Below are 18,903 nucleotides of genomic sequence, written 5' to 3'. Positions count from 1 at the left end.
TTTTAATGCGCATAAAAAAGAGACACAGCCAATTGGCTGTGTCTCCTTGTACGTCATTACACTTCCATAATAATCGGTAAGATCATTGGGCGGCGTCTTGTTTTTTCATAAAGGAAAGGAGCAAGAGTGTCAGTAATCTCGTTCTTAATTTCTGACCATTGAGTCGTCTTACGTTCCATTACTTTTTCAAGATGCTTTGAAATGAGATCTTGCGCGTCATTAATGAGGTCTCCAGATTCTCTCATGTAGACAAAACCTCTTGAGATTAAATCAGGACCTGCAGAAATTTTGAATTCTTTCATATCCATGCTGACAACAACAATGACAAGACCTTCTTCTGAAAGAATGCGGCGGTCTCTTAACACGATGTTGCCGATATCACCAATTCCGCTTCCGTCGATATATACGTTACCTGAAGGAATTTTGCCAGCGACACTTGCTTCGTCACCTTTTAGTGCAAGAACTTCACCATTATCCATGATAAAGCAGTTTTCCTCAGGAATTCCGCAATCATTCGCCAGTTTAATATGCGTTTTTTGCATGCGGTATTCACCGTGAATCGGCATGAAGAATTTAGGTTTAATTAAACGGAGCATCAGCTTTTGTTCTTCCTGCCCGCCGTGTCCAGAGGTATGAATATTATTGAGTGAGCCATGAATGACTTCAGCACCAGCACGATAAAGCTGGTTAATGGTACGGCTTACGCTAATATTGTTACCTGGGATCGGTGAAGACGAGAAGACAACAGTGTCTCCAGGGTTAATTGAAATCTGGCGGTGCGTACCGTTGGCAATACGAGAAAGAGCGGCCATCGGTTCGCCCTGACTACCAGTACAAAGAATGGTTACTTTGTTTGCTGGAAGGCGGTTAATTTCATTGTGTTCAATGAACGTGTTTTTTGGACATTTAATGTAGCCAAGATCTTGTCCAATATCAATAGCAGACTCCATACTTCGTCCAAACACCGCAACTTTTCGACCGTTGGCAACAGCGGACTCGATCACTTGCTGAAGTCTGTGAATGTTTGAAGCAAACGTAGCAAAGATGATACGGCCGTCGACTTTTCTAAAAATGTCATCAATGCTTTCACCTACGCGTCTTTCAGACATCGTAAATTCTGGAATTTCACTGTTTGTACTATCGGATAAAAGACATAGAACGCCTTCTTTCCCGATTTCAGCCATTTTTGTTAAGTTGGCAGGCTCGCCAACAGGCGTAAAGTCAAACTTGAAATCACCTGTATGTACGATGTTACCAGGAGGTGTCTTCACGACAATTCCATAAGAATCTGGAATACTGTGTGTTGTTCTAAAGAAAGACACAGCTGTTTTTCTAAATTTAATGGTATCTTCTTCTTCAAAAATGTGAAGTTTTGTCTGTCTCAAGAGACCGTGCTCTTCCAATTTATTACGAAGTAGGCCGATTGCGAGTTTGCCGCCGTAAACTGGAATATTCACTTGCTTGAGAAGGTAAGGGATACCGCCGATGTGGTCTTCATGTCCGTGAGTAATAAAAAGACCTTTGATTTTATCTTCGTTTTTAACTAAATACGTATAGTCAGGGATGACGTAATCAATTCCAAGAAGTTCATCTTCAGGGAACTTAATACCAGCATCAATCAAAATGATTTCATCTTGAAATTGAACGCCATACGTGTTTTTACCGATCTCGCCTAATCCGCCGAGCGCAAAAACTGCCGCCTGATCGTTTTTTACAAATTTCATTCCTCTCATAGCTCCAATACTTTAAAATTTTCACTTTCTCGTTCATAGTCTAAAAAAGCACCGTCTACAGGCTGAATGAATTCAATATTGTAGTTATGTTTTTTCAACTTATCGCGTACGTCTCTTTCAGAAACCGCTTCAACGTATAGTGAATCTGTGTGTTCTCTCACAGGTACCTCAGTCGTACTTGCCTGAAAAAATACCTTATATATCATCCAAATCTCTCCTTAAATACCGTATGTTACACTCGCTTATTCTATTATATTAAAAAAACGCGCATAAGAAAAGTCTCAGAGAAAAAAGGACCTTCAGCAAATGTGCGGAAGATCCTTTTAAGCAATCGATTTTTTACGAAGCATGTCCTTCCATTGTCTTCGAATTTTCTTGCGCAGACGACGAAGCATCGCGGATCGCCTCCTTTCGGTATGAGTCTCATTCAGCCATTTGTTCCGTTCTCTCTATATACTTGTATTATATGATGTTTCCACTTAATGTTACATGGTTATATGTGGGAAATGGGCGTTTTAAGAGGAAGTGGTTTCGTCAGTGAAGATCTTTCTGTATGATGAAGGGGAGAGGGTATACATAACAAGAGACAGGAGACGAGATATGAATAAAAAAGTCATCTTCTTTGATATCGACGGTACTTTATATGACCATGATAAAAAAATACCTGAATCAACGAAGCGAGCTGTTCGTTTATTAAAAGAAAAAGGGCATCATCTCTTCATTGCATCTGGTCGTTCGCCTTTTCTCATCCAGCCTATTTTAGAAGAAATAGGGCTTGACTCATTTATTGCTTATAACGGTCAGTATGTCATGTACGAAGGAGAAGTCATTTACGGCAATCCGCTTAAGCAAGAGCTGATGGATAAAATTTATGAAACAGCGGATCAACATGATCATCCGCTTGTTTTCATGGGAGAGAAGACGATGAAGGCGTCTGTGCCGAACCATCCATTTATCCATGAAGGGATTGGCACTTTAAAAACAGAGCATCCCGAGCATGATTTGTCATTCTTTAAAGAAAACGTCATTTATCAAATGCTACTATTTTGTAAAGCAGAAGAGGAACATCTATATGAAGCGTTCCGTGAAGAAATTGATCTCGTCAGGTGGCATGAGCTGTCTACTGATGTCCTGCCAAAAGGTGGATCGAAGGCTGAAGGAATTAAACGAGTCATTGAAAGACTTCCGTACGATCAAAAGGACACAATTGCCTTCGGTGACGGGCTGAACGATCGAGAAATGATTTCTTTTGTTGGAACAGGCGTTGCGATGGGGAATGCAGTCAATGAATTAAAAACATTAGCTGACTTTGTCACCAAACCTGTAGATGAGGATGGCATATTCCACGCTGTGACTGAATTAGGCCTTATTGATGAATAAAAAACAAGACCCGCTGATGGACGGGTCTTGTTTTTATGTTATGATCTGCCGATCGCAACCGCGTTGTCTGGCTCGGCGAATGGATGATCTTTTTGAATATGATCATAAAACATAATGCCATTTAAGTGGTCAATTTCATGCTGGAAAACGATGGCCGGAAACCCTTTGAGGCGAATATCAATGTCTTCACCTTCAAGCGTTGTACCTTTCACCCTGATTTTTTCATAGCGCGGGACGAATCCAGGGATGGCTTCATCAACAGATAAACAGCCTTCTCCAGTAGCTAAATAAGCTCTTTTGACTGAATGGCTAACAATGCGAGGATTGAATAATGCATAGCTGTAAAGTTCTCCGCCCTCGTCTTCACAGTGAACAGCGATCATTCGTTTACTGATATTGATTTGCGGAGCTGCTAGGCCAACACCGGGTCTAAGTTCATATTTTTCAGCAATGTCTGCATCCTGACTGTTTTTGACAAATTCAATCATGTCAGCTAATTGCTGTTTTTCTTCTTCTGTTGGCGGGAGTTCGACCGCTTCAGCTGTTTGTCTTAAGACGGGATGCCCGTCTCGTACGATATCATCCATGGTAATCACAAAACTTCACTCCTATTTCCTTTGTATGTAAAGTATATAAAATGATACACAACATATGCAATGAAATAAAGAAGACCGGTCGTATGAGACCGGTCAGAGGCTTATTCAGCCATTAGCAGCAGCCACCGCCGCCTAAGAATGCTGCGCCAACAATGATCAATAGAATGAATAGGACGACGATTAAAGCGAATGTACGTCCACCACCGTAACCGCAACCGTATCCACCACCATAACTTGGATAGCAACAACCGCCGCCGTATCCATAACCGTAACCGCCGTATCCACCATACATACTTCCATGACTATAATTAGACATACTTTTGACCTCCTTTGGAAATACACTCGGCCTCTCATAAGTGAAGGCGAAGCGTGTAATATAAACTATGTATGAATGCACTATTTGTATAGTCATGAGCCTAGAGCATGAAAAAAATCTTCTTTCCCCTCAAAAAACCATCCTCTTTCCTTGTCACAACCGCCCTGAAAAATTATAGTGGTATGTGGAGATGTAAAGGGGGACCTTGTAATTGAAACAGATGAAAAGAAGAATAAAAGCAGGTGCAACTTTAGCGGGGATATGTACCCTCTTGCTTGCGGGCTGCGGAGGTCAAAATCCGCTTTATGAGATGCAAGATGCCATGACAAAAATGAGCGAAAAAGAAGCATCCTTTGAAAAAGAACAAGGCGCACTGCAAAGCTATGAGAAAAAAGAGCAGCAGTTGTATAAAAAAATGATTCAAACAACAAAAGACCACACAAAAACCGTCTCAAACTTGTCTGATCAAGCATTAGCATCGGCAGAAAAGCGTGAAGAACATTTAAAAACAGAAAAAGACAGCATGGATCAATCGAAAAAAGAATTTCAATCTGTAAAGGAATTCGCTGGACAGATAAAAGATGCAGAAGTAAAAGACAAAGCAGAACAAACAGTCAAATCAATTGAAAAAAGATACGCATCGTATGATCAGCTTTACCGTGAGTATCAAAAGGCGCTGAAACAAGACAAGCACTTGTATGAATCCTTAAAAAGAAAAGACTTAGGATACGCTGAGCTGAAATCCAAATTAAAGACAGTGAATCGTTCCTATAGTAAAGTTAGAAAAGAAAGCAAGAAGTTCAATCAATATACAGATCAATTGAACGAATATAAACAAGCTTTATACAAAACAGCTCAGAAAGAATCACAAAACAGCTAAAAACAGTACTTGCATATTTGCTAGCTCTGTTTATCGCTGCTACTCCCAAAGTGCCTGCGTGTCGTTACTCGTTTTTCCAAGATGTCAAACTGAAAAGAAGAGAAAGGGTTAAAATGAAGTTCATTTTAGCCCTTTGTCCATCACGATCAAAAGAGCTGAAAATAGCTCTTTTTTTATTTTTCGACAAAAACAAACATGTGCTATTGTAGTACAGTGATCCACTCTATACTAGTACAGTTTGTGCTGTTGATTAAACAGATTGATACAGGTCACCATAAAAAGTAAAGCGAATACATTTATTTAAATAAAGCCGTTAAATCAATTGACGGACTATTTTTCTTGTTGTAAACTATTCCTTGTTAACAGAAGTTGTATTAGTTTTTTGTGAACTATCGTTAATACAGTTAGAAAAACTCAAAAGCAAGCGATCATCCAATGTTTCGACAATGATCTTTGTGGCTATTATATACAGGAGTCATATGAGCATTTTGGGTTATCCTATATCTGTATGTATAAATGGATTCACGACAAATTGACTGTTAAAAGAAAGGAAGAGGTGACTTTAGAATGGCTGCAAAAACAAAAAAAGCAATTGTTGATAGCAAAAAGCAATTCGATGCCATCAAAAAGCAGTTTGAAACGTTCCAAATTTTAAACGAAAAAGGCGAAGTCGTAAACGAAGCGGCAATGCCAGATCTTTCAGATGACCAATTAAAAGAATTAATGCGCCGTATGGTGTTTACACGTGTATTAGATCAACGTTCAATTTCATTGAACCGTCAAGGACGTCTTGGCTTCTATGCGCCAACAGCTGGACAAGAAGCTTCTCAGCTTGCAACTCACTTTGCACTTGAGAAAGAAGATTTCATTCTTCCAGGATATCGTGATGTACCACAATTAATCTGGCATGGTCTTCCACTAACAAAAGCATTCTTGTTCTCTCGTGGACACTTTGTTGGAAACCAAATGCCTGAAGATGTGAATGCACTTTCTCCGCAAATCATTATCGGTGCACAAATCATTCAAGCTGCTGGTGTAGCTCTTGGTTTGAAAAAGCGCGGTAAAAATGCTGTTGCAATCACTTACACTGGTGATGGTGGAGCTTCACAAGGTGATTTCTACGAAGGTATTAACTTTGCAGGGGCTTACAAAGCGCCAGCGATTTTTGTTGTCCAAAACAACAGATATGCGATCTCTACACCTGTTGAAAAGCAATCTGCTGCACAAACGATTGCACAAAAAGCAGCTGCAGCTGGTATCGTAGGCGTACAAGTTGACGGTATGGATGCATTAGCTGTATATGCAGCGACTGCTGAAGCTCGTGAGCGTGCTGTAAATGGTGAAGGTCCAACATTAATTGAAACTCTTACATTCCGTTACGGCCCACATACAATGGCTGGTGACGATCCAACAAGATATCGTACAAAAGAAGATGAAAATGAGTGGGAGCAAAAAGATCCATTGGTACGCTACCGCAAATTCTTGGAAAACAAAGGCCTTTGGTCTGAAGAAGAAGAGAATAAAGTCATCGAAGATGCAAAAGAACAAATCAAACAAGCAATCAAAGAAGCTGACGAACAGCCTAAGCAGAAAGTCACTGATTTGATTGAAAACATGTACGATGTGAAACCATTTAACTTGGTTGAACAGCTTGAAATCTACAAACAGAAGGAGTCGAAGTAAGCCATGGCGCAAATGACATTGATTCAAGCGATCACTGATGCGTTACGCACAGAACTGAAAAATGACGAAAACGTTCTTGTTTTCGGAGAAGACGTTGGTAAAAACGGCGGCGTATTCCGTGCGACTGAAGGATTGCAAAAAGAGTTTGGTGAGGATCGTGTATTCGATACTCCACTTGCTGAATCTGGTATTGGCGGTCTTGCAATTGGCCTTGGACTACAAGAATTCCGCCCAGTAATGGAAATTCAATTCTTCGGATTCGTTTACGAAGTATTAGATTCTGTTTCTGGACAAATGGCTCGTATGCGTTACCGTTCTGGTGGACGCTGGCATTCTCCAGTGACAATCCGTTCTCCATTTGGCGGAGGAGTTCACACACCTGAGCTTCACGCTGATAGCTTAGAAGGTCTTATTGCACAACAGCCTGGTATCAAGGTTGTTATTCCTTCAACACCTTACGATGCAAAAGGACTTTTAATTTCTGCAATCCGTGACAACGATCCGGTTGTATTCCTTGAGCATATGAAACTTTATCGTTCTTTCCGTCAGGAAGTTCCTGAAGAAGAGTACACAATTGAAATCGGTAAAGCTGACGTGAAACGTGAAGGTTCTGACCTTTCAATCATCACTTACGGTGCAATGGTTCACGAATCACTTAAAGCTGCTGAAGAACTTGAAAAAGAAGGCGTTTCTGCTGAGGTCGTTGACCTTCGTACAGTGAGCCCGCTTGATATTGAAACAATCATCGCTTCTGTTGAAAAAACAGGCCGTGCGATCGTTGTTCAAGAAGCACAAAAACAAGCTGGTATTGCAGCAAACGTAGTAGCTGAAATCAATGATAGAGCAATTCTTAGCCTAGAAGCACCAGTACTTCGTGTAGCTGCACCTGATACTGTATTTGCTTTCTCTCAAGCTGAGAGCGTATGGCTTCCAAACCATAAAGACGTGCTTGAAACAGCTAAGAAAGTTCTTGAATTTTAATTAAATGACAGAGGGGAAAAGAATTTATTTCTCTTCCCCTTTATCAATTACATGACCGTGTAATGTTGACAGAACAAGGGTTTAACATAATCTAGGAGGCGAAAAACAGTGGCATTTGAATTTAAACTTCCGGACATCGGAGAAGGTATCCACGAAGGTGAGATCGTTAAGTGGTTTGTAAAACCAAACGACGAAATCAATGAAGATGACGTTTTAGCAGAGGTACAAAATGATAAAGCAGTTGTAGAAATTCCTTCACCTGTTAAAGGAAAAGTATTAGAATTAAAAGTTGAAGAGGGAACAGTTGCAACTGTAGGACAAACAATCATTACGTTTGATGCACCTGGTTACGAAAATCTTCAATTTAAAGGCAGCGAAGAAGAAGGCGAAGCGAAAACTGAAGCTCAAGTACAAGGTACTGCTGAAGCTGGTAACGAGCCTGAAAAGAAAGAAGTTGCTCAAGAAGAAGCGGCAGCAGCAACTGGTGCTGGCGCACAAGAGCAAGTAGATGCTGATCCTAACAAACGCGTTATTGCTATGCCATCTGTACGTAAATATGCGCGTGAAAAAGGCGTTGAAATTTACAAAGTTGCAGGTACTGGTAAAAATGGCCGCGTGCTAAAAGAAGATATCGACAGCTTCCTTAATGGCGGTTCTGCAGCAACTCAAGAAGCAGCACCTCAAGCAGCTGAAAGTGCGAAAGAAGAAGCGGCTCCAAAAGCGGCAGCAGCTCCAGTTCTAGAAGGAGAATTCCCAGAAACTCGCGAGAAAATGAGCGGAATCCGCAAAGCGATCGCAAAAGCAATGGTGAACTCTAAGCACACAGCTCCTCACGTAACATTAATGGATGAAGTTGATGTAACAAACCTTGTTGCACATCGTAAACAATTCAAACAAGTTGCAGCTGATCAAGGAATCAAGTTAACTTACTTGCCTTACGTTGTAAAAGCTCTAACTTCTGCTTTGAAAAAGTACCCAGTACTTAACACTTCTATCGATGATAAAACAGATGAAGTTGTTCAAAAGCATTACTACAACATCGGAATTGCAGCTGATACTGAAAAAGGCTTGCTTGTTCCAGTTGTGAAAAATGCAGATCGCAAAGCGATTTTCGAAGTATCTAACGAAATCAACGAGCTTGCAACAAAAGCACGTGATGGTAAATTGGCTCCAGCTGAAATGAAGGGTGCATCTTGCACAATCACAAACATCGGTTCTGCTGGTGGACAATGGTTTACTCCAGTCATCAACCACCCAGAAGTAGCGATCCTTGGTATTGGCCGTATCGCTGAAAAAGCGGTTGTTCGTGATGGCGAAATCGTTGCAGCTCCAGTCTTAGCTCTTTCCCTAAGCTTTGACCACCGTATGATTGATGGAGCTACTGCGCAAAATGCCCTTAACCACATCAAGCGTTTATTGAATGATCCACAATTAATTTTAATGGAGGCGTAAATTCATGGTAGTAGGAGATTTCCCAATCGAAACAGATACTCTTGTCATCGGTGCAGGTCCTGGTGGATATGTAGCTGCTATTCGTGCTGCACAGCTAGGACAAAAAGTAACAATCGTTGAAAAAGGAACACTTGGCGGCGTATGTCTAAACGTCGGCTGTATCCCTTCAAAAGCATTGATCAATGCTGGACATCGTTTCGAGAATGCAAAGCATTCTGAAGACATGGGTATCAAAGCTGAAAACGTAACAGTTGATTTCACAAAAGTTCAAGAGTGGAAAGCTTCTGTTGTCAACAAATTAACAGGTGGAGTTCAAGGTCTTCTAAAAGGAAATAAAGTAGACATCGTCAAAGGTGAAGCTTATTTCGTAGACAGCAACTCTGTACGTGTCATGGATGAAAATTCAGCGCAGACTTATACATTTAAAAATGCAATTCTTGCAACTGGATCTCGTCCAATCGAATTGCCTACATTTAAATACACAGACCGCGTGATTAACTCAACTGGTGCTTTAGCGCTTAAAGAAGTACCTAAAAAGTTAGTTGTCATCGGTGGTGGATACATCGGTACTGAGCTTGGTACTGCTTATGCGAACTTTGGAACAGAAGTTGTCATCCTTGAAGGTGGAGACGAAATCCTTCCAGGTTTTGAAAAGCAAATGAGCTCATTAGTGAAACGTAACCTGAAGAAAAAAGGAAACGTTGAAATTCACACAAACGCTCTTGCAAAAGGCGTTGAAGAAAAATCTGACGGTGTCACTGTTACTTTCGAAGTAAAAGGTGAAGAAAAAACTGTCGATGCTGACTACGTACTTGTGACTGTTGGTCGTCGTCCAAACACAGATGAGCTTGGTCTTGAGCAAGTTGGTGTTGAATTGACAGACCGCGGAGTTGTCAAAACTGACAAACAATGCCGTACAAGCGTTTCAAACATCTATGCAATTGGTGACATCGTTGATGGACCACCACTTGCACACAAAGCTTCTTACGAAGGTAAAATTGCTGCTGAAGCAATCGCTGGAGAGCCAGCTGAAATTGATTACCTTGGTATTCCTGCTGTTGTATTCTCTGAGCCAGAACTTGCAACTGTTGGATACACTGAAGCAGAAGCAAAAGAAGAAGGAATCGACATCGTTGCAGCGAAATTCCCATTCGCAGCAAACGGACGTGCACTTTCTCTTGATGCAACTGATGGCTTCATGAAAATGATCACTCGTAAAGAGGATGGTCTTGTGATCGGTGCACAAATCGCAGGTGTTGGTGCTTCTGATATGATTTCAGAGCTTAGCCTTGCAATTGAAGCTGGTGTGACAGCTGAAGATATCGCAATGACAATTCACGCTCACCCAACTTTAGGTGAAATCACAATGGAAACGGCTGAAGTAGCAATCGGAAGCCCAATCCATATCGTAAAATAATGAACGTTGAAACCCTCTCCACAAGGAGAGGGTTTCAGATTGTTGACAAAGTCTAGGAAGGACGAGTACTGGAGCGGAGCGAATTTGACATTCGTGAGCACCAGCACGCAGGACTGACAAAGAATGCGAGGGTTTGTCTACACGCTGAAGCCCTCTCCACACGGAGAGGGTATTTTTATGTATGTGAAAACTCGCTGAAAACGAAAAACCCTCATGAGCTGAGGGTTTTTTTCATATGGATATATAAGTGCAAAGTCGAACCGTTAATTTGTATTCACTCGATCTAATGCTTGGCATATGGGTGATAAGATATCCTCTTTACTTCGGACATTACCTTCCACCTTCACAATGACTTTTTCATTATTGACAAGTAAAATAGCCGGCAGTTCGTCTACTTCATTTTTCCAGCCTTTACGATCTTCTTTGACAATCATCTTGGACATTTCCTTCGGATATTCATTTTTTAAATCGAGCACTGCGTCATAATAAGGACTTTCTTTATCAAGATTTTCTGCATCAGTAAAAAAGAGAATTCTCGGCTTTTGAATATGACTGACCTGGTCTGTCTGATTCGGTATGATATACGCAAATGAGCATGAACTAAGTACAAAGAGCATAGGGAATATAATGAGAAGGGTCCTCATAAAATTCAATCTATTCACCTCAAAATCCTTTGGGGTTGTACCAACATTTTTAGGAGCCAGTTCCCTGTTAGTCACTCTAGTGTATCACGTCCTTTTTGACAATTTTCGATTGTTACTCAATTGTTACAGAATTGATATGAAGCAAAATACATTTGAAACGTTTCCTCAATATGATGAGAAAAAAGCATATTTTTATAAAAAATGATTAAATGTGTCATACAATTAACCGTTGACAACTTAAATGTGACATCATATTATAGAGATATGAAATAGATTAAACGCTTTCAAACTTTGAGTAAAGAAAAGGGGAATGTACGTGGGTACAATTATTTGTCAAGATTGCAATGAAACCATTGATCAATTTGAAAATGAAAAAGTGACAACACTTTATGGAACATGTGGTCACTGTCATTGCTGTGATGAAGCCTCTGAATAAATAAAAAAGCATGCAGCTCCAATTGGGGCTGCATGTTTCTTTTTTATAAAATGGCTTTTTGTTCTTTAATGACACGAATCATATCTAGTGTGGAATCTTCAGGTCCTTGAACAGGAAGACCGATTTCGATATTTTTAAAGATATAGGAGATATTTTCTTCTGTGATAATTTCTCCTGGTATAAAAATAGGAATACCAGGCGGATAAACCATGACAAATTCTGCAATGATCCGGCCAGCCGCTTCTTTAAATGGAATGACTTCCGTTGTTGCGTAAAAAGCGTCACGCGGCGTCATCGCAAGCGAAGGGATCTCAGGCAATAACACTTCTGTCACGGCTTGTTTGCCGCTTTGACGTGCAGAGGTGGCCGCAATTTCCTTCATAGCCGTTACAAGCGTATCAATCGTCTCATCACAATCGCCAGGCGTCACGATACATAAAATATTGTATAGGTCAGAGAGCTCTACTTCAATTCGGTAGCTTTCTCTCAGCCATTTCTCCACATCATGGCCATTGAGTCCAAGGTCTTTAATGGAGATGATTAATTTTGTTGGGTCATAATCGTAAGTAGAAGGTGAACCGAGAATTTCTTGACCAATACAAGTAATACCTTCAATTTCGTTTAAACGAGTTCTTGCTGATTCAGCTAATCGAATGGCTTCATCTGCAAGTGCCTTTCCTTCAGTCGCTAATCGCTTTCTAGCGACATCCAGGGAGGCTAAAAGCAAATAAGAAGTAGACGTAGTTGTCAGCATGCTTAAAATAGATTGTACTCGATCCTTTGAAACAAGCCCTTCTTTTATATTTAAAATCGAGCTTTGGGTGAGAGAGCCGCCAAGTTTATGCACACTTGTTGCTGCCATATCAGCTCCCGCCTGCATCGCAGACAATGGAAGCTCATCGTGAAAATGAATATGCACACCATGTGCCTCATCTACAAGAACAGGTACGTCATATGAATGAGCAATCTCTACAATGGTTTTTAAATCAGCTGAAATGCCAAAATACGTTGGGTTAATTACAAGCAGCCCTTTCGCATCTGGATGTTTAGTCAGCGCTCTTTTAGCTGACTCTGGCGTGATGCCATGAGAGATGCCAAGCTCTTTGTCAATTTCCGGGTGAATAAAAACAGGTACTGCACCAGAAAATACAATAGCAGACATAATCGACTTATGGACATTACGTGGAACAATAATTTTGTCTCCAGGGCCACAGACGGTCATCACCATTGTCATGATCGCGCCGCTTGTTCCTTGTATAGAGAAAAACGTATGGTCGGCACCAAATGCTTCTGCTGCAAGCTCCTGTGCTTCTTTGATCATTCCTCGAGGCGAATGTAAATCATCAAGAGGTTCTATATTAATAAGGTCAATGCTTAATGCATTGTCTCCAATGAATGCTCTAAATTCAGGATCCATTCCGGCTCCTTTTTTATGGCCTGGAATGTGAAATTGGACTGGATTGGTTGAAGCGTGTTTTTTTAGTCCAGTGTATAAGGGTGTATCATGTTGTGACAATTGCTTTCCCACCTTCATCGAAATACCTGCTATTATTATCCCAATAACAGCAGATTTCATTGCATAAAACAAAAGAATTATATTATGAACTGATCGGAATGTAAAGCATAAAATCAATCGGATTCTGATCAAACAGATGCTATAATAAAAGTTCAAATAAGAAATGTGGATTAAAGTGAGGGACAAGTAAATGGAATATCAATATCCAATGGACGTCGACTGGACAACTGAAGAAAAGATGGCGGTCATTTCATTTTTTCAAGCCGTTGAAAAAGCCTATGAAACAGGAATTGCGAAACAAGCATTACTAGAGGCTTATAAACGATTTAAAGAAGTTGTACCATCAAAAGCAGAAGAAAAGACGCATTGTGCGGCGTTTGAAAAGGGAAGTGGGTATTCCCCTTATCGCACAGTAAAAAGTGCAAGAGAGGCTGAAGAAGCAGCTATGATACGGATGTAAAAAACGAGCCAATATAGGCTCGTTTCAGCGTGTAGACAAACCCTCGCATTCGTTGTCAGTCCTGCGCGCTGGTGCTCACGAATGACAAATTCGCTCCGCGCAAGTAGCTGTCCTTCCTAGACTGCAAAGGTTTTCTATCACGCTGAAAAGAAGACAAAGGGCTAAAATAAAGTTCATTTTAGCCCTTTGTCAACAATCTGAAACGAGCCAATATAGGCTCGTTTTTTTATACAGATTCTTTTTGTGTAAAGCGGTATAGATAAGTTACTGTGCGGAAGGCATCTTCAATTTTTGATAAGAATTCTTCATTATTCATTTGAACAACTTCTTCTCTAGGAAGCTGGATGCCGCAAAGGAGTTCGGCCTTTTTGACTGTTTGAACACGTTCAAATAGTGTTCTCAGCTGTTCAGCATCAAGTTCGCTGTGGCGGAGGACGTCCGGTTTCATATGATCCTTAGACCAAACAAAGTCTTGCGGTATTTTCTTTTGGATCGTGTCCAGCTCTTTTTCGAATAGTTGCCCATATTCACCTTTCACTGGAGATTCATAAATGAGCGCAAACCATACAAATACATGAGTTTTCCAAAGCCCAATTTGAAAATGAGGGAGCTTTTTATACCCACGCTTACTGTTAGCGAAAGCCACCCAAGTGTCATTTGGCGGGTTGACTGATCTTCTTGCATGTTTTGCCACGTGGACAAACATTTCGTCACCTGTAATAGAAGAAAGAAGCGGTGCAAAATGTTCACCAAGTGCTTCAAGCTTTGGACGGACTCTCTCTTTTAATACGGTCATACGTTCATCTAAACCGTCTACTGTGAATGTTTCAAAATCTTCATCTCTAAAACGCATTTCACTCATGTTATGCCTCCTGTATCTTTTTGCTGATCATATTTTATCATAGCTTGGGTCAAGCTCAAAAAAAGATGCACTTTAAAGAGAAAGATAGCAGGGATCTTGGTTCGGCGTTTAAAAACTTCGATTTTGTGGTACATAACAAATAGGTAAAAACACAATTTTCAGAATGTCGTTGCGGTTATGCGATCGCTTCATACGATATAAGCAAGAACCATTTCTCTTATCGATTGTATTTTTTATCAATGAAAACTGACAAGGAATGAATCATTCTCTGGAAGGGGCGTTGACCAGTGAAGCAAATCGTGAAGCATGGGTATAGACAAGAGAAGAAGAATCGCATCGCTGTGTGGAGATTAGAGGTTGATTATGAGCTTTCTACGCTTCATGAAGCCATCGAGCAAAAAGATGATATCCAGGTAGAACGCAGCAAACGAAAGCTTGAGCGCCTAAGAAAAGAGTGGGAGCAGCTTCAAGGGTAAAACAAGGTGAGGTAAAAACGAACCAATTCATCGGTTCGTTTTTGTATGAAGCTGCTTTTTTCTTGCTTTTACGTACATAATATCAGTATGCTAATACAAATAGGTACTACATAGAAAAGAGGTTTACAGTCCGATGACAAACTGGGTGGAAATTGACCGACTTGCAAAGCTTTGGGTAAAAGAAGCGGGTAGCCGCATTAAAGCATCCATGCAGGAAGGTCTATCAATTGAAACGAAATCAAATCCAAATGATCTTGTCACAAACATCGATAAAGAAACAGAACGTTTCTTCATTGAAAAGATACAGTCGACATTTTCAGATCATCATATTTTAGGAGAAGAGGGTCAAGGGGAAGAAGTGACCTCTCTAGACGGGATAGTATGGATCATTGATCCAATTGATGGCACCATGAACTTTATCCATCAAAAACGAAATTTTGCCATTTCAATTGGGATATTTGAACATGGTGTGGGGAAAATCGGCCTTATTTATGACGTCATCCATGACGAGCTCTATCATGCAGTCAAAGGAGAAGGGGCGTATATGAACGATACCTTACTCCCGCCTTTAAAAGATGTCGCCATTGAAAAAGCCATTGTCGGCATTAACCCAACATGGGCGATTGAAAGCCCTCATTTTGACGCTAAGCCGTTTGCCCGTCTCGTACGCGATGTGAGAGGAACACGAACGATTGGGTCAGCTGCACTTGAACTAGCTTATATTGCAAGCGGAAGAAGCGACGCATATGTCACGTTAAGGCTAGCGCCTTGGGATTATGCGGCTGGATGTGTGTTACTTGATGAGGTAGGCGCTGTTTACTCGAATATTCACGGAGAACGCTTGACGTTTCTAGAGAAAAATAGCATTGTTGCTGGAAATCGATCCGTCTGTGAAAAAATCTTGCATGATTACATAAAGGGAAGCGGAAATAAACAATAAACAACATCACTTCATGAGAATGAAGTGATTTTTTGTATTTGATGAAACTTTTTAACAAGTCAAATGTCTATACGAACGAGGCCTTAATTTGAAGTAAAGGATTGTGTAGCGATGTTTGATTTGTTTAGTGATTTATCCCTCCATTTTGAAAGGTTTTTTATTTTAAATGAGTACAGTATCCACATGATTCAATGGTGTGTGCTTGGACTATTTGTCCTTTTTATTACACTTCCCATATGGAAAGAAAAGAAGAGTAGTTATGTATTTTATGCTGGAATCATATTAAGAGTAGTTCTGCTAGGGAGTATGACACTTGAGATGATCCACCAAGTGCTAGCTAGACAGTATACGATCGAAACATTTGAAGTGCTGACAGATTTCATGCAATTTCTCATCTATGGTTATGTCTTGCTTGCATCACTTTTTTATGTGATTTCTCTTCCTTATTTAAAAAATAGGGGCATGTTTTTTGCGTTTGATTTATCTGTGTTACTTCTGCCTTTATGTCAAACGGTATTTATTGTGTTAGTTGAAAGCAAAAAGTTCTTTCTCAGCGGTGATACGGAGCTGGTATGGAGAGATTTGATCATCATTTTGCTTATGATTGGCTTTGCCGCTTTGGTACTTTACCTATTCTTTCGTTTGTTTTGGCATCAGAAGTGGAAAGAATTGCTGTTTTTCTATGGCCTGATTTTCGCTGCGCTGCTGTATATTTTTTATCCTTCTATCTCGAAGCATGAGCTGCAATCTTCGTTTAAATCCATTGTGATTTTAGTAGCGGCCGCAGGAAGCTTTATGACATTACATTTGTTATGTGCGTTACTACAAAACAAGGTGAAGTTGAGAAAGTGGGGTGCTTGGGGAATTGTCGTCTTTTTTATGCTAATGCTAAACCCGGTCCTAAATCTCCCACATATCATGTTTCAATTTACTAAAACGGAACTGACAGATACTTTCTCAGAAGAATATCGCCCTTTATCTGAAGCAAGTGCAAAAGCATTCGCTTCAAAGTTTGTACCATCGGACACTACATTATATTCAACGACTTATAAACAGCCGATCTCTTATAACTATGTGTTTGCAGCCGATCAATATGAAGTGAATGTTTCTGCGTTTACAGGTGAATTAAACAGCTATTTTTATCATGGTCGCGCAAAGGGTCAGCATTTGACCGATAAAGAATATAGGGAAAAAACCATTGAATTTTTTGAAAGAAGCGGCCGATCCGTTGATCTAGACCGCATTCATATCGTCGTCGAAAAAGAAGACGGGGAGACAAGCGTTCTTCTTTTGCCAAAAATGTCTCAGAATAAAGATGAGAGCCTAGCGTTTGCCACATGGAAAAAAGAGACGCTTCGACAAGCGCAATATGGGAACGCCATCTTTCAATTAAAGGATATAGACGGGATCAATTTAACAAACAAAGAAATGAAAACGAAAATAAATCGTATCTATAAAAAACTAAATTTACAGCCAACAGATTATCAGATTACAGACGTTGATGGCTTTTATTTTCAGTGGCAGCATGAAGTGGAGGTAAAGACAGCCGATCAATCTACATTTGTGTTTAATGGTTCAACGAAAGAATTGCTAAAAATACAGCTATCAAAAGCGATTCTTCAACAGAAAAAAGGAAATATCAGTGACGAAGATTTGTTGGAAATGATAGGGGAACAGTCAAAAGACGTGAAGACAGAAACAGGATCTCGTGAACACAAACAATATACTTTTAACGGGTCATCCCATTTACTTCATGTGACGAGAGATGCCGATGGAATTGCGTTGAATTGGCAATCAGACTCTTCTTTACCGCATACGGTATCGAATCAAGAACGTGATGAAGTCTATCAGCAAGTCCTCAAAAAGTATGAACCTTATGCCATCTATAAAAAACAAATCAAGCCGGTGAGGATGATCGACAAAGATGGGAAAATGAGCATTTCGTGGTTTGTGATCATTCAAACTTTCGGATCGAATGAGCGGAAAATATATGAAGTAAATGGACGAACAAAAGAGGTGCAACGTTTTGACAGATAAAGAAAAAAAAGCCATCTTTCAAGACTTATATGAATTGTATCAGGAAGGGGAGCTTGGAGAAGAGGCTTCTAACTGGATGAAGGCGCATGAAAAGCAGTTTCAGCATTCTTTTAAGGGAAACGAGTTTGCTCCTGCCCACACTGAGGATCAGAGCGATTATCTCGAATTAAAACGCATGAAGTGGTTTATTTCTTCGTTATACTTCTTTTTTATCGTATTATCAATTTGGATGACTGTGTGGTTTTATTTTTGATGTCTAGACCGACCAATCAAATTGAAAAAATATATGAAGAATATTTTCAGGAAATCACCAAATATTTATATCGCAGAACGGGAAATGTCGAAACAGCCAAGGATCTTGCGCAGGATGTATTTATCAAGGCACTGCATGGATTATCCTCTTTTAAAGGACATTCAAGCATTAAAACATGGCTTTACACCATTGCTTATCATACGTTTGTCAACGACTATCGCCGAAAAGTAAAACGAACTTTTACGGATGTAGAAAAAGCTGATTTTTTAGAGCAGCAGATATTCATGACACCTGAAGACCATTTAGAAACTCAAGCTGATATTCAAAGGCTGTGGAGCCAGATCAATCAATTGAAGGATTCTTACCGAGAAGTCCTCATTTTAAGAGATATTCAGGAATTATCGTATGAAGAAGTAGCGGAAATTTTGAATTGGACCTTATCTAAAGTAAAGACAACCCTTCATCGAGCAAGATTAGAGCTGAAACGAAAGCTATATTGTGAGGAGTTCAACAAATGAGCTGTTATTTGATTGAAGAACTATTACCGCTTTATATAGAAGGGGACACGAGTGAAGAAACAAATCAATTAGTGAATGAGCACTTACGTTCATGCAAAAAATGCCTTCATCTATATGAAGAAATGAAAGAACCAGTCTCTATTGCAAAGTCAACAGATTTTATACCGTTCATAGATGAAAAAGAAGAAAAAAGAAAGTTTGAAAAGCGCTACTATGGAAAACTGTTATTACGAGCAAGTATCGTTTTTAGTATCGTCTATCTCATCATGCTCTTGATCTATTGGATATAAGAAAGAACCCCCATCTGGATGAACCGGATGGGG

The 18,903-nt window shown here is 40.1% G+C and carries 21 protein-coding genes; 14 read left to right on the top strand and 7 right to left on the bottom strand.

Going from position 1 to position 18,903, the window contains the following annotated elements; all coding sequences use genetic code 11:
• Nucleotides 1–56: 56 nt before the first annotated feature.
• Together rnjA and ASG46_RS13270 are read right to left on the bottom strand one after the other, a co-directional pair.
• Complete coding sequence (gene rnjA, locus ASG46_RS13275) at nucleotides 57–1,724, bottom strand: ribonuclease J1 (RefSeq protein ID WP_012009818.1); 1,668 nt, start codon at nucleotides 1,722–1,724, stop codon at nucleotides 57–59.
• A gap of 5 nt (nucleotides 1,725–1,729) precedes the next feature.
• Nucleotides 1,730–1,939: a DNA-dependent RNA polymerase subunit epsilon gene (locus tag ASG46_RS13270; protein WP_008345114.1), complete on the bottom strand. Its 210-nt coding sequence runs from the start codon at nucleotides 1,937–1,939 to the stop codon at nucleotides 1,730–1,732.
• Nucleotides 1,940–2,333: 394 nt separating this feature from the next.
• Here ASG46_RS13270 and ASG46_RS13265 point away from each other — a divergent pair, with 394 nt between their 5' ends.
• Entirely contained in the window at nucleotides 2,334–3,113 is a 780-nt protein-coding gene (locus ASG46_RS13265) for a Cof-type HAD-IIB family hydrolase (RefSeq protein ID WP_024719544.1), read from the top strand.
• 38 nt (nucleotides 3,114–3,151) lie between these two features.
• On the opposite strand, the gene def is transcribed toward ASG46_RS13265, so the two are convergent.
• Nucleotides 3,152–3,709 (bottom strand): peptide deformylase, encoded by a 558-nt coding sequence (gene def / locus ASG46_RS13260; RefSeq protein WP_008345111.1) that lies wholly within the window; start codon nucleotides 3,707–3,709, stop codon nucleotides 3,152–3,154.
• 112 nt (nucleotides 3,710–3,821) lie between these two features.
• Nucleotides 3,822–4,001 (bottom strand): YjcZ family sporulation protein, encoded by a 180-nt coding sequence (locus ASG46_RS13255; RefSeq protein WP_026050085.1) that lies wholly within the window; start codon nucleotides 3,999–4,001, stop codon nucleotides 3,822–3,824.
• Between the two features lie 235 nt (nucleotides 4,002–4,236).
• Between ASG46_RS13255 and ASG46_RS13250 the strand changes: the two genes are divergently transcribed.
• The 5 genes from ASG46_RS13250 (at nucleotide 4,237) to lpdA (ending at nucleotide 10,438) form a co-directional block, all read left to right on the top strand.
• The gene (locus ASG46_RS13250; protein ID WP_041507359.1) at nucleotides 4,237–4,905 is read left to right on the top strand and encodes a YkyA family protein; all 669 of its coding nucleotides are present in this window, start codon (nucleotides 4,237–4,239) and stop codon (nucleotides 4,903–4,905) included.
• Nucleotides 4,906–5,472: 567 nt separating this feature from the next.
• Nucleotides 5,473–6,588 carry a pyruvate dehydrogenase (acetyl-transferring) E1 component subunit alpha gene (gene pdhA / locus ASG46_RS13245; protein ID WP_007498599.1) on the top strand — a complete coding sequence of 372 codons (1,116 nt, stop codon included), beginning with the start codon at nucleotides 5,473–5,475 and terminating at the stop codon, nucleotides 6,586–6,588.
• Between the two features lie 3 nt (nucleotides 6,589–6,591).
• Nucleotides 6,592–7,569, top strand: a complete 978-nt coding sequence (gene pdhB / locus ASG46_RS13240) for a pyruvate dehydrogenase complex E1 component subunit beta (protein ID WP_007498597.1) — start codon at nucleotides 6,592–6,594, stop codon at nucleotides 7,567–7,569.
• A 108-nt stretch (nucleotides 7,570–7,677) separates the two neighbouring features.
• Complete coding sequence (locus tag ASG46_RS13235) at nucleotides 7,678–9,021, top strand: dihydrolipoamide acetyltransferase family protein (protein ID WP_008345100.1); 1,344 nt, start codon at nucleotides 7,678–7,680, stop codon at nucleotides 9,019–9,021.
• Between the two features lie 4 nt (nucleotides 9,022–9,025).
• Nucleotides 9,026–10,438 carry a dihydrolipoyl dehydrogenase gene (gene lpdA, locus ASG46_RS13230; RefSeq protein ID WP_003211097.1) on the top strand — a complete coding sequence of 471 codons (1,413 nt, stop codon included), beginning with the start codon at nucleotides 9,026–9,028 and terminating at the stop codon, nucleotides 10,436–10,438.
• A gap of 263 nt (nucleotides 10,439–10,701) precedes the next feature.
• On the opposite strand, the gene ASG46_RS13225 is transcribed toward lpdA, so the two are convergent.
• Nucleotides 10,702–11,082 carry a hypothetical protein gene (locus ASG46_RS13225; protein WP_223255627.1) on the bottom strand — a complete coding sequence of 127 codons (381 nt, stop codon included), beginning with the start codon at nucleotides 11,080–11,082 and terminating at the stop codon, nucleotides 10,702–10,704.
• A gap of 316 nt (nucleotides 11,083–11,398) precedes the next feature.
• Between ASG46_RS13225 and ASG46_RS20620 the strand changes: the two genes are divergently transcribed.
• Nucleotides 11,399–11,518 (top strand): GapA-binding peptide SR1P, encoded by a 120-nt coding sequence (locus ASG46_RS20620; protein WP_003212464.1) that lies wholly within the window; start codon nucleotides 11,399–11,401, stop codon nucleotides 11,516–11,518.
• A 43-nt stretch (nucleotides 11,519–11,561) separates the two neighbouring features.
• On the opposite strand, the gene ASG46_RS13220 is transcribed toward ASG46_RS20620, so the two are convergent.
• Complete coding sequence (locus tag ASG46_RS13220; RefSeq protein ID WP_135008947.1) at nucleotides 11,562–13,034, bottom strand: aminotransferase class I/II-fold pyridoxal phosphate-dependent enzyme; 1,473 nt, start codon at nucleotides 13,032–13,034, stop codon at nucleotides 11,562–11,564.
• Between the two features lie 190 nt (nucleotides 13,035–13,224).
• On the opposite strand from ASG46_RS13220, the gene ASG46_RS13215 reads away from it, so the two are divergent.
• Nucleotides 13,225–13,494: a UPF0223 family protein gene (locus ASG46_RS13215; protein ID WP_056704806.1), complete on the top strand. Its 270-nt coding sequence runs from the start codon at nucleotides 13,225–13,227 to the stop codon at nucleotides 13,492–13,494.
• A gap of 226 nt (nucleotides 13,495–13,720) precedes the next feature.
• On the opposite strand, the gene ASG46_RS13210 is transcribed toward ASG46_RS13215, so the two are convergent.
• The gene (locus ASG46_RS13210) at nucleotides 13,721–14,356 is read right to left on the bottom strand and encodes a DUF1054 domain-containing protein (RefSeq protein WP_008345087.1); all 636 of its coding nucleotides are present in this window, start codon (nucleotides 14,354–14,356) and stop codon (nucleotides 13,721–13,723) included.
• A 287-nt stretch (nucleotides 14,357–14,643) separates the two neighbouring features.
• Here ASG46_RS13210 and ASG46_RS13205 point away from each other — a divergent pair, with 287 nt between their 5' ends.
• From ASG46_RS13205 to ASG46_RS13180, 6 genes are all read left to right on the top strand, one after another.
• Complete coding sequence (locus ASG46_RS13205) at nucleotides 14,644–14,832, top strand: hypothetical protein (RefSeq protein ID WP_008345085.1); 189 nt, start codon at nucleotides 14,644–14,646, stop codon at nucleotides 14,830–14,832.
• Nucleotides 14,833–14,965: 133 nt separating this feature from the next.
• Complete coding sequence (locus ASG46_RS13200) at nucleotides 14,966–15,772, top strand: inositol monophosphatase family protein (RefSeq protein WP_056704803.1); 807 nt, start codon at nucleotides 14,966–14,968, stop codon at nucleotides 15,770–15,772.
• 183 nt (nucleotides 15,773–15,955) lie between these two features.
• A complete protein-coding gene (locus ASG46_RS13195) occupies nucleotides 15,956–17,809 on the top strand; it encodes a hypothetical protein (RefSeq protein WP_235562240.1) in 1,854 nt (617 codons plus the stop codon).
• A complete protein-coding gene (locus ASG46_RS13190) occupies nucleotides 17,799–18,062 on the top strand; it encodes a hypothetical protein (RefSeq protein ID WP_046343461.1) in 264 nt (87 codons plus the stop codon). Before ASG46_RS13195 ends, ASG46_RS13190 begins: the two co-directional genes overlap by 11 nt.
• Entirely contained in the window at nucleotides 18,062–18,580 is a 519-nt protein-coding gene (locus ASG46_RS13185) for an RNA polymerase sigma factor (protein ID WP_046344970.1), read from the top strand. Before ASG46_RS13190 ends, ASG46_RS13185 begins: the two co-directional genes overlap by 1 nt.
• The gene (locus ASG46_RS13180; protein ID WP_008345075.1) at nucleotides 18,577–18,870 is read left to right on the top strand and encodes an anti-sigma factor family protein; all 294 of its coding nucleotides are present in this window, start codon (nucleotides 18,577–18,579) and stop codon (nucleotides 18,868–18,870) included. The genes ASG46_RS13185 and ASG46_RS13180 overlap by 4 nt, the downstream gene beginning before the upstream one ends.
• The last annotated feature ends 33 nt before the right edge of the window (nucleotides 18,871–18,903 follow it).

Source organism: Bacillus sp. Leaf49 (assembly GCF_001426125.1).
GTDB lineage: Bacteria > Bacillota > Bacilli > Bacillales > Bacillaceae > Bacillus > Bacillus altitudinis.
This window is presented reverse-complemented; position numbering and strand designations above follow the sequence as displayed.

Excerpts from the sequence above, each read along its gene's own strand:
- ASG46_RS13180 (WP_008345075.1), top strand. The coding sequence starts at position 18,577 with ATGAGCTGTTATTTGATTGAAGAACTATTACCGCTTTATATAGAAGGG.
- ASG46_RS13200 (WP_056704803.1), top strand. The coding sequence starts at position 14,966 with ATGACAAACTGGGTGGAAATTGACCGACTTGCAAAGCTTTGGGTAAAA.
- pdhB (WP_007498597.1), top strand. The coding sequence starts at position 6,592 with ATGGCGCAAATGACATTGATTCAAGCGATCACTGATGCGTTACGCACA.
- ASG46_RS13195 (WP_235562240.1), top strand. The coding sequence starts at position 15,956 with ATGATTCAATGGTGTGTGCTTGGACTATTTGTCCTTTTTATTACACTT.
- lpdA (WP_003211097.1), top strand. The coding sequence starts at position 9,026 with ATGGTAGTAGGAGATTTCCCAATCGAAACAGATACTCTTGTCATCGGT.
- ASG46_RS13215 (WP_056704806.1), top strand. The coding sequence starts at position 13,225 with ATGGAATATCAATATCCAATGGACGTCGACTGGACAACTGAAGAAAAG.
- ASG46_RS13255 (WP_026050085.1), bottom strand. The coding sequence starts at position 4,001 with ATGTATGGTGGATACGGCGGTTACGGTTATGGATACGGCGGCGGTTGT.
- ASG46_RS13270 (WP_008345114.1), bottom strand. The coding sequence starts at position 1,939 with ATGATATATAAGGTATTTTTTCAGGCAAGTACGACTGAGGTACCTGTG.
- ASG46_RS13225 (WP_223255627.1), bottom strand. The coding sequence starts at position 11,082 with ATGAGGACCCTTCTCATTATATTCCCTATGCTCTTTGTACTTAGTTCA.
- ASG46_RS13210 (WP_008345087.1), bottom strand. The coding sequence starts at position 14,356 with ATGAGTGAAATGCGTTTTAGAGATGAAGATTTTGAAACATTCACAGTA.
- rnjA (WP_012009818.1), bottom strand. The coding sequence starts at position 1,724 with ATGAAATTTGTAAAAAACGATCAGGCGGCAGTTTTTGCGCTCGGCGGA.
- pdhA (WP_007498599.1), top strand. The coding sequence starts at position 5,473 with ATGGCTGCAAAAACAAAAAAAGCAATTGTTGATAGCAAAAAGCAATTC.
- ASG46_RS13185 (WP_046344970.1), top strand. The coding sequence starts at position 18,062 with ATGTCTAGACCGACCAATCAAATTGAAAAAATATATGAAGAATATTTT.
- ASG46_RS13265 (WP_024719544.1), top strand. The coding sequence starts at position 2,334 with ATGAATAAAAAAGTCATCTTCTTTGATATCGACGGTACTTTATATGAC.